The sequence below is a fragment of the Pantoea sp. genome, from assembly GCF_039594315.1.
GTDB lineage: Bacteria > Pseudomonadota > Gammaproteobacteria > Enterobacterales > Enterobacteriaceae > Pantoea.
Genome location: NZ_JBCNNP010000098.1, coordinates 1 through 5,649, shown reverse-complemented (window position 1 = coordinate 5,649; position 5,649 = coordinate 1). Strand labels below are relative to the sequence as shown.

The 5,649-nt window shown below is 54.4% G+C and carries 6 protein-coding genes; 2 read left to right on the top strand and 4 right to left on the bottom strand.

The features are described 5' to 3' along the window. Positions 1-134: 134 nt before the first annotated feature. The 4 genes from modC to ABDW13_RS23145 all read right to left on the bottom strand — a co-directional run bounded on the left by modC (position 135) and on the right by ABDW13_RS23145 (position 3,067). The gene (modC, locus tag ABDW13_RS23160) at positions 135-1,193 is read right to left on the bottom strand and encodes a molybdenum ABC transporter ATP-binding protein ModC (RefSeq protein ID WP_343554851.1); all 1,059 of its coding nucleotides are present in this window, start codon (positions 1,191-1,193) and stop codon (positions 135-137) included. After that, a complete protein-coding gene (modB, locus tag ABDW13_RS23155; protein WP_343554850.1) occupies positions 1,193-1,885 on the bottom strand; it encodes a molybdate ABC transporter permease subunit in 693 nt (230 codons plus the stop codon). The genes modC and modB overlap by 1 nt, the downstream gene beginning before the upstream one ends. Beyond that, positions 1,882-2,655, bottom strand: a complete 774-nt coding sequence (modA, locus tag ABDW13_RS23150; protein ID WP_343554849.1) for a molybdate ABC transporter substrate-binding protein — start codon at positions 2,653-2,655, stop codon at positions 1,882-1,884. The genes modB and modA overlap by 4 nt, the downstream gene beginning before the upstream one ends. 253 nt (positions 2,656-2,908) lie before the next feature. Continuing rightward, positions 2,909-3,067, bottom strand: a complete 159-nt coding sequence (locus ABDW13_RS23145; RefSeq protein ID WP_343554848.1) for an AcrZ family multidrug efflux pump-associated protein — start codon at positions 3,065-3,067, stop codon at positions 2,909-2,911. A gap of 118 nt (positions 3,068-3,185) precedes the next feature. Here ABDW13_RS23145 and modE point away from each other — a divergent pair, with 118 nt between their 5' ends. Together modE and modF are read left to right on the top strand one after the other, a co-directional pair. Beyond that, entirely contained in the window at positions 3,186-3,968 is a 783-nt protein-coding gene (gene modE / locus ABDW13_RS23140) for a molybdenum-dependent transcriptional regulator (protein WP_343554847.1), read from the top strand. Between the two features lie 76 nt (positions 3,969-4,044). Continuing rightward, positions 4,045-5,517 carry a molybdate ABC transporter ATP-binding protein ModF gene (modF, locus tag ABDW13_RS23135; RefSeq protein ID WP_343554846.1) on the top strand — a complete coding sequence of 491 codons (1,473 nt, stop codon included), beginning with the start codon at positions 4,045-4,047 and terminating at the stop codon, positions 5,515-5,517. Positions 5,518-5,649: the final 132 nt, after the last annotated feature.

Sequence of the window (5,649 nt, the reverse complement as noted above, 5' to 3'; positions counted from 1 at the left end):
GGCGACCAAGACACTATCCCCGGGCGGTAAAGAAAAAGCCGAAACGCTATGCGTTCCGGCATGTCTGAGGCTTAACTGACGAGCATTACACCATAAATGGCGACCCTACAAGTTCGGTTTGTAGGGTCGCCATTTTACGCCACAATCGACACACTTTTAATCTGCGCATACAGCCACTGATCGGGACGAATGCCCAACTCATCACGCGCCCACGGTGAAATGCGCGCCCACAATTCGCTGATACCAATGCGCAGTTTCACTTCCACCTGATCGTCAATCTCCAGCAGCTCAACCACCTGCGCCGGCAAAATATTGCGGATTGAAGTGTGCTGCGGCGGCTGTAATGCCAGCGACACATCAGCCGAGGCGATACGAATACGCAGCGGCGTTTTCAGCGGCTGATTCACCCGGCTGACCCAAATGTGCTGATCGCCAAGCGACAACGCCGTCATCGGGTAATCGGGATGTTGCTCCAGCACTTGTACACGCAGCACGCTGGTGCGTTCAGCCAGCGGCAGCCACGGACGCATTGCGCTGCTGCTCCACACTTTCTCCAGCGCACCAAACGCTTTCACCTGGCCGTTATCCAGCACCAGCACGTTATCGGCTAACTGCAAAATCTCATCCAGACTGTGCGACACATACAGAATCGGGATATCCACCTGCTTGGCCAGCTTTTGCAGATACGGCATCAATTCGCGTTTGCGCGGTAGATCCAGCGAGGCCAGCGGTTCATCCATCAGCATGATGTCCGGCGCCGTCAACAAGGCGCGACCAATCGCCACACGCTGCTTTTCACCGCCAGAGAGCGAAGCAGGAAAACGATTGAGTAGCGGTTCAAGGCCGAGCAACGCCACCAGCGCAGTAAACTGCGGCTTCATGGAGGCTGCCATGCCATATTGCAAATTGCCGCGTACGCGGTAGTGCGGGAACAGGCGCGCATCCTGGAAGACATAGCCGATGCGGCGCTTTTCCGGTGGTAGATTAAACTTGGTTTCTGTATCAAATAGCAGACGATCGTTGAGCTGAATGCGTCCACTTTGCGGCTGAGTTAAACCACCAATCGCATTGATTAATGAGGTTTTCCCCGCGCCGGAAACACCAAAGATGGCGGTGATGCCGCTGCCGGGAATGTTGACGTTGACGTCGAGCAGGTGATCGCCCAACTGCTGCGCAATTTGCAGAGTTAACATTACGCCGCTCCCAGCCGTTTGCGGCCCCAGCGCGCCAGCATTTCCGACGCCACTAATGACAGCAATGCCAGCGCAATCGCCACCGCACACAAGCGTGCCGCGGTGCCTTCCGCGCCGGGGGTTTCAATCAGGGTAAACATCGCCGACGGAATGGTGCGCGTTTCGCCAGGAATGTTGGACACAAAGGTGATGGTGGCACCAAATTCACCTAGCGAGCGCGCGAAAGCCAACACGGTGCCGACAATGATGCCGGGCAAGGTCAATGGAATGGTGATGGTGAAGAACACGCGCCAGCGCCCCGCGCCGAGCGTGCGTGCAGCCTGCTCCAGTTTGGTGTCCACCGCTTCCAGCGCGAGGCGAATCGCACGCACCATCAACGGAAACGCCATCACCGCCGAGGCGAGAACTGCGCCGCGCCAGCTAAAAGCAAAGGTGAAACCAAACCAGTCATACAACCCGGAACCGATAAAACCGCGGCGGCCCAACGCGATCAGCAGTAAATAGCCAACCACCACCGGCGGCAATACCAACGGCAAATGCACGATACTGTCTAATAAGGTTTTGCCCGGAAACCGGCAGCGCGCCAGAATCCAGGCCATCATGATGCCAAACGGCAAGCTACAAATTACAGCTACACAAGACACTTTCAGGCTGAGAAATACGGCCTGCCATTCGGGATCGCTCAGTATCATTTCTTCGGCGTAAATCCATACTGTTTAAACACGGCAGCGGCATCCGGCCCCTGCAAATAGTTGTAGAAGGCTTGTACCGCTGCGTTCTGATGATCTTTAACAATCGCCATCGGATATTCCACTGGCTTGTGGCTATCTTCCGGGAAACGTCCCACGACTTGCACCTTATCGCTGGCCACTGCATCTGAACCATACACAATGCCGTACGGCGTTTCGTTACGCTCTACCAGCGCCAGCGCCGCACGCACGTTATTGGCCGGTGCTAACTGCGGAGATAACGCATCCCACGCGCCGAGCTTCTGCAATGCTTCTTTGGCGTAAATCCCGGCTGGCACATGATCCGGATCGCCAACCGCCAGACGCTCGCCTTTCAGCAGGCTTTTCCAGTCGGTTTGCGCGTTGATGGTGACGGCTTTGGCGCTGTCACTTTTCGGTGCAATCAGCACCAAATCGTTACCCAGCAGCGTGTAGCGCGTGCTGTCGACCACGCTCTTCTTCGCTACCACATCATCCATCCACTGCTGATCGGCTGAGATGAACAGATCGGCCGGGGCACCTTGATCAATCTGGCGCGCCAGCACTGAAGAAGAGGCAAAAGACGATACCACTTCTACGCCACTACTCTTTTGATATTGCGTCGCGATCTCCTGCAACGCGTTGGTCAGCGAAGCCGCAGCGAACACAGTGATTTTGTCTGCGGCCACAGCCTGGCCCGCCAATGAAACAGTTAAAAAGGTTGCAGCAGCCCAGCGGTAATTGATTGTTTGCATTTGTTGCTCCTTGTTACGTTATATATTTGATAATACAACGTGAGCACAAATACTGTCATGAGCTTTATACCCTTCATAATTCAAGTTGTAACTGCGTTGGCTGCGTGTCTTCACCCCAGTCACTTACTTAAGTAAGCTCCTGTGGATTCATCCACTTGCCGCCTTGCTACAACTCGAATTATCTAGGGTATATATCGGCAGGATTTTACGGAAGTTAAGTGCAAAACGCCCGCAGAGCGCGGGCGTTTGGAAATCAGTGGTGTGAGCTGTTGGCAGTGCGATCTTCGCGGCGGCCAAATTTTGAGATGACGTTGAAAACTTCACCCAGGCCGTAAATCAGACCGAGCATCACAGCCATCACAATCGGCACCATGATGATAGCTACAGCCAGGCTTTTTAACAGTTCCAGCATGGAAACCTCACGCAGAAAATAAAAAAGTGATTGTAACGGTTAGCGAAAAAAACGCACTGCCCTTTTCGTGCTTTTACTTTTAAGCAGTAAACTGAGTGGATTGACCTAAGGAGCTGACATGCAGGCAGAACTTTCTCTACACATTCGACTTCAGCAAAAACTGTTTGCCGATCCGCGCCGCATTGAGCTGTTAAAACGCGTGCAGCAAACTGGCTCGATCAGCCAGGGCGCAAAACTGGCGGGCATCAGCTACAAAAGTGCCTGGGACGCAATCAATGAAATGAATCAGATGGCCGATCAAACCTTGGTTGATCGCGCCACCGGCGGCAAAGGCGGCGGCGGCGCGCAGCTTACGCGTTATGGCGAGCGACTGATTCAGCTTTTCCAGTTGATGGAGCAGATTCAACAGAAAGCCTACGACGCGCTGGAAAACGACAGTTTGCCACTCGACAGTTTGCTGGCGGCGATTGCCCGCTTCTCGCTGCAAACTAGCGCACGTAATCAACTGTTTGGCACGGTTGTCGCCAGCGATCATCAGCATGTGCAGCAACATATTGAGGTGCAACTGGCCGACGGCGTCACGCGCTTGCAGGTGGCGATTACCGAACGCAGCGCCGAGCGCCTGCAACTCGACAGCGGCAAGGAAGTGTTGGTGCTGATCAAAGCGCCGTGGATTAACGTTAGCCAGCAAGCCGCTGATAGCGATAATCAGTTGGCGGCGGAAGTCAGCGCGATTGAGCCGGGTGAACAGGTCAGCGAAGTGTTGATGGCGCTACCCAGCGGGGAAACGCTGTGTGCCACCGTCACCAATGCGCAAGTTAAGCAGCAGAATCTACAGGTGGGTGCGCAGGTCACCGCCAGTTTTAACGCCGAACACGCCATCATCGCCACTCTGCTCTAAAATCCACGCCATGATTTGACTTCGCCAATGTCGCTGGCTAAAACTGAGTGACACGATGCATAAAACGGAACAAATCATGGCTTCATTGCAAATTTCGCAAGGCACGTTTCACCTTAGCGACACCCGAGTACTCTCCCTCAACGATCTCACCCTGAATAGCGGCGAAAGCTGGGCGTTTGTTGGCGCTAACGGCAGCGGCAAATCGTCGCTGGCGCGCGCGCTTTCCGGCGAACTCTTGCCGGGTAAAGGCAACGTGCAGCAGGATTTCCAGCGCCGCACGCGTTTGTCACTGGAGCAACTACAAAAGCTGGTTAGCGAAGAGTGGGAACGCAATAACACCGATTTGCTGAGTGAAGGCGAAGACGATACCGGTCGTACCGCAGCCGAGATCATTCAGGATGAAGTCAAAGACGAGGCGCGTTGCCAGGCGCTGGCGCAGCAGTTTGGCATCACTTATCTGCTGGATCGCCGCTTCAAATACCTTTCCACTGGCGAGACGCGTAAAACGCTGTTGTGTCAGGCGCTGATGGCGCAACCCGATTTGCTGATCCTCGATGAACCCTTTGATGGGCTGGATGTGGCATCACGCGCCAGCCTGGCGCAAACCCTTAACGATCTGCATCAGCAAGGTTACACCGTGGTGCTGGTGCTAAATCGCTTTGACGATATTCCTGATTTTGTCGATAAAGTTGGCGTGCTGGCCGAATGCACACTGACGCACGTTGGTGAGCGTCGCGCGATATTGGCCGAAGCGCTGGTCGCGCAGTTAGCCCACAGCGAAAAGCTGGCTGGCATGGCCTTGCCGGAAGCGGATCAACCCGATCAGTTGCCGCAACTGGCCGAAGAGGCACCGCGGGTGATTCTGCGCAACGGTGTGGTTTCCTATAACGATAAAGCGGTGATTGATGGCCTCAGCTGGCAAGTGAATCCCGGTGAGCATTGGCAGATTGTTGGACCGAACGGCGCAGGAAAATCAACCTTGCTGAGTTTGGTGACCGGCGATCATCCACAAGGTTACAGCAACGATTTAACGCTGTTCGGCATCCGGCGCGGCAGCGGCGAAACCATTTGGGATATCAAGCAGCATATCGGCTACGTCAGCAGCAGCCTGCACCTCGATTATCGCGTGAGCTGCAACGTGCGCACCGTGGTGCTTTCCGGCTTCTTCGATTCGATTGGTTTGTATCAGGCGGTTTCCGATCGGCAAAAAGCGTTGGCGCGTCAATGGCTGGCGCTGCTGGGCATGGATAATCAATTGGCCGATGCGCCGTTCCACAGCTTGTCGTGGGGCCAGCAGCGATTAGTATTGATTGCTCGCGCGCTGGTGAAGCACCCTACTTTGTTGATCCTTGATGAACCGCTACAAGGACTTGATCCGATCAACCGCCAGTTAGTGCGCCGATTTGTTGATGTATTGATTGGCGAAGGACGGACGCAACTGCTGTTTGTCTCGCATCATGCAGAAGATGCGCCGCAATGTATTACCCACCGATTGAGTTTTATCGCGCAAGAACAAGGGTACGGTTTCTTGCAGGAATCGCTGAAGTAATTAGCGGTCACCATAAATGGCGTAATGCCGATCAGTTAAGCCAAAAATGATCGGTTGAACGATCCGGCAGTTCTGCAAGAATCCGTAATCTATCAGGGATTACGGATTTTTTTATGTTACTCAGTCAGGCTC